The organism is Bradyrhizobium sp. (genome assembly GCF_019244115.1).
Classification (GTDB): Bacteria; Pseudomonadota; Alphaproteobacteria; order Rhizobiales; family Xanthobacteraceae; genus Bradyrhizobium.
In genome coordinates this window covers 1-3,064 of record NZ_JAFATE010000878.1, presented here as the reverse complement: position 1 = coordinate 3,064, position 3,064 = coordinate 1, and the positions used below count along the sequence as shown (strand labels likewise).

4 protein-coding genes are annotated in these 3,064 nt (G+C 64.8%); all 4 read left to right on the top strand.

The window, feature by feature from the left end; genetic code table 11:
• Positions 1 to 277: 277 nt before the first annotated feature.
• A complete protein-coding gene (locus tag JOZ76_RS36930; RefSeq protein ID WP_291706300.1) occupies positions 278 to 967 on the top strand; it encodes a TetR/AcrR family transcriptional regulator in 690 nt (229 codons plus the stop codon).
• Positions 964 to 1,752 carry an HlyD family secretion protein gene (locus JOZ76_RS36925; protein ID WP_291706299.1) on the top strand — a complete coding sequence of 263 codons (789 nt, stop codon included), beginning with the start codon at positions 964 to 966 and terminating at the stop codon, positions 1,750 to 1,752. The genes JOZ76_RS36930 and JOZ76_RS36925 overlap by 4 nt, the downstream gene beginning before the upstream one ends.
• Entirely contained in the window at positions 1,749 to 2,687 is a 939-nt protein-coding gene (locus JOZ76_RS36920; RefSeq protein WP_291706298.1) for an ABC transporter ATP-binding protein, read from the top strand. Before JOZ76_RS36925 ends, JOZ76_RS36920 begins: the two co-directional genes overlap by 4 nt.
• Positions 2,684 to 3,064 (top strand): ABC transporter permease (locus JOZ76_RS36915; protein ID WP_366938673.1); only part of this gene is annotated, 381 nt, incomplete at its 3' end. The genes JOZ76_RS36920 and JOZ76_RS36915, both read left to right, overlap by 4 nt.

The window sequence follows — 3,064 nt, the reverse complement described above, 5'->3', positions numbered from 1 at the left end:
CGGATTGGGCAGGGATATCCGAGCAGAGATCGACCGCCGGCTCAAACTTTGCAGCCACCCCAGAATCCGTTTCTGCTGCCGAACACGACGATGTGAGCACGCTCCAACGCCGGTTTGTCCGGTGCTTGCCGCGCATGTCCACGTCCTGATTCTGCCAGCATTTCAGAGGGGTGGCTGACTGGGACAAGAAGCCGGCGCATCCAGAAGGACGACCACAGCTTCAACCTCGGAGCGCTGGCTTCTTGACAATGACTGACTAGTCAGTCATAAATTGACCATGACAAGCAGCAGCCCCAAGACGCCCGATGCCACGAAGCAAGTCCGCTCCCCCAGGAGCGGGAGGCCGAACGATCCGAGCGGGGCTTCCAATCGCGCCGAAAGGGCGGCGGAGCGGCGGGCCGCCATCGTGGAGGCGGCGCTGACCGAGTTCATCGCGCGGGGCTTCACCGCCACCCGGCTCGACGACGTCGCCAAGCGCGCCGGGGTCGCCAAGGGCACCATCTACCTGCACTTCAAGGACAAGGAGTCGATGTTCGAGGAGCTGGTGCGTACCGCGCTGGTCCCGCTGGTGAACCGGATCGCGGCGCCGCAAATTCCGATCGGCACGGTGCGGGACGTGATTGAAGCCTTTGCGGCAACCTTCATCCGCGAGGTGGCGAACACCCGGCGGGGCGACATCATCAGGCTGATCGTGGCGGAGGGACCGCGGTTTCCCGCGATCGCGGACTTCTACTACCGCGAGGTGATCTCGCGCGGGCTCGCCGGGATGCGGGCGCTGATCGAGCTCGCGATTGCGCGCGGCGAAATCCGCCAGAAGCAGCTCGCGCGCTATCCGCAGATCGTTGTCGCGCCGGCGATCGTGGCGGTGATCTGGCAGAGCCTGTTCGCGCGACATTCCCCGCTGGATGCGAGCGACATGCTGCGCGTCCATCTCGACCTGATTTTTGGCGAACGGAGTGAAACATGACGTCGCCGCATAAGACATTATCTGCCGTTGCTGTCCTGGCGCTGGCGTTGAGCGTTGCCGGCTGCAACGAGAAGCGCGATCCCGGTTTTCAGGGCTGGGTCGAGGCCGACATGATCTTCGTCAGTCCCGACGAGTCCGGCCGCGTCACCAAACTCAACGTGCGCGAGGGCGACGAGGTCAAGAGCGGCGATCAGCTCTACGCGGTCGACGACGATCTGCAACTCGCCGATCTCAACCAGAACAAGGCAACGCTTGCCAACGCGCAGCAGACCTATGACCGCGCCGCCGCCTTGAGCAAGACGGGTGCGGGCACGCAGGCCACGCTGGATTCCGCGGTCTCATCGCTTCGCGTCGCGGAAGCGCGCGTCAACACCTCGGAAACGAGGCTCGCGCGGCGCAAGGGCTTTGCGCCGGTCGCCGGCACGGTCCAGCAGATTTATTTCCGCGAGGGTGAGATGGTGCCGGCGCAGCGTCCGGTGCTGTCGATCATGCCGCCCGGCAACATGAAGATTCGCTTCTTCGTGCCGGAGGCGGAGCTGCCGAAGCTCTCGATCGGCGAGGAGGTCAAGGTGACCTGCGACAATTGCGCTGATGATCTCACCGCGCGCGTCTACTTCATCGCCACCTCGGCCGAATACACACCGCCCGTGATCTACAGCCTCGATGAGCGCAAGAAGCTCGTCTATCTGATTCAGGCGCGGCCCTCGAAGCCTGACGCCTTGCGGGTCGGTCAGCCGGTCAGCGTGTATCTCAATGCAAAAATCCCGGTTGCGGACAAGCAATGACCAGCGCCCCGGATTCCGCCATCGCCATCGACGTCAAAGGCCTGACCAAATCGTTCGGCGGCCGCGAGGTCGTGCATGAGCTGTCGATGCAGGTCAAGCGCGGGGAGATCTATGGCTTCCTGGGCCCCAACGGCTCCGGCAAGACCACGACCATTCGCATGCTGTGCGGGTTGTTGACGCCCGACTGCGGGCAGGGCACCTGCCTCGGCTTCGACATCCGGGCCGATGCCGACAAGATCAAGCGCAGGGTCGGCTACATGACGCAGCGCTTCAGCCTGTACCAGGACCTCTCGGTGCGCGAGAACCTGGAGTTCGTCGCCCGCCTCTATGGCGTCCCGGACGCCGCCGGCGCGGCGCGCGACATGATCCGGCGCCTCGGCCTGTCGGGCCGCGAGGGTCAGCTCGCGGGCGAGCTCTCCGGCGGCTGGAAGCAGCGGCTCGCGCTCGGCGCCTGCACGCTGCCCAATCCGCAATTGCTGCTGCTCGACGAGCCGACCGCCGGGGTCGATCCCAAGGCGCGGCGCGATTTCTGGAACGAGATCCACGCGCTGGCGGCGGAAGGGCTGACCGTGCTGGTCTCGACCCATTACATGGACGAGGCCGAGCGCTGTCACGAGATCGCCTATATCGCTTACGGCCATCTGCTGGCGCACGGCACCGTCGACGAGGTGATCCGGAAATCTGACCTGACGACCTACACGGTCAGCGGCGACAGTCTCAACGGCCTGATGGCCGAGCTCACCGGCAAGCCGGGCGTCGACATGGTGGCGCCGTTCGGCACCTCGTTGCATGTCTCGGGCCGCGACCGCGGCGCGCTCGAGGCCGCGATCGCGCCGTCGCGCGAGAGGAGCGGCTTGCATTGGCAAGCCTCCGCGCCGTCGCTGGAGGACGTCTTCATCGATCTGATGAACCGCTCGAAGGACAATTTCCAATGAGCAGCACCGATGCAGTCGCACACACAGGCGAGCTCAGGGAGCCGCGGCTCGGCTTCTGGCGCCGCTCCTATGCCATGGTGGTGAAGGAGTTCATCCAGCTCAGGCGCGACCGGGTCTCGTTCGCCATGATAGTGATGATCCCGGTGATGCAGCTGCTATTGTTCGGCTATGCCATCAACACCACGCCGCACAACCTGCCGACCGCGGTGCTGTTGCAGGAGGACAGCGACCTCGGCCGCTCGATCCTCAAGGCCTTGCAAAACACCGCCTATTTCCGTTTCGCGCAGGAAGCCCATTCGGTCCAGGAACTCGACGACCTCCTGCTGTCGGGCAAGGTGCTGTTCGGTGTCGAAGTGCCCAGAGGCTTCGAGCGCGCG

Excerpts from the sequence above, each read along its gene's own strand:
- JOZ76_RS36930 (WP_291706300.1), top strand. The coding sequence starts at position 278 with ATGACAAGCAGCAGCCCCAAGACGCCCGATGCCACGAAGCAAGTCCGC.
- JOZ76_RS36925 (WP_291706299.1), top strand. The coding sequence starts at position 964 with ATGACGTCGCCGCATAAGACATTATCTGCCGTTGCTGTCCTGGCGCTG.
- JOZ76_RS36920 (WP_291706298.1), top strand. The coding sequence starts at position 1,749 with ATGACCAGCGCCCCGGATTCCGCCATCGCCATCGACGTCAAAGGCCTG.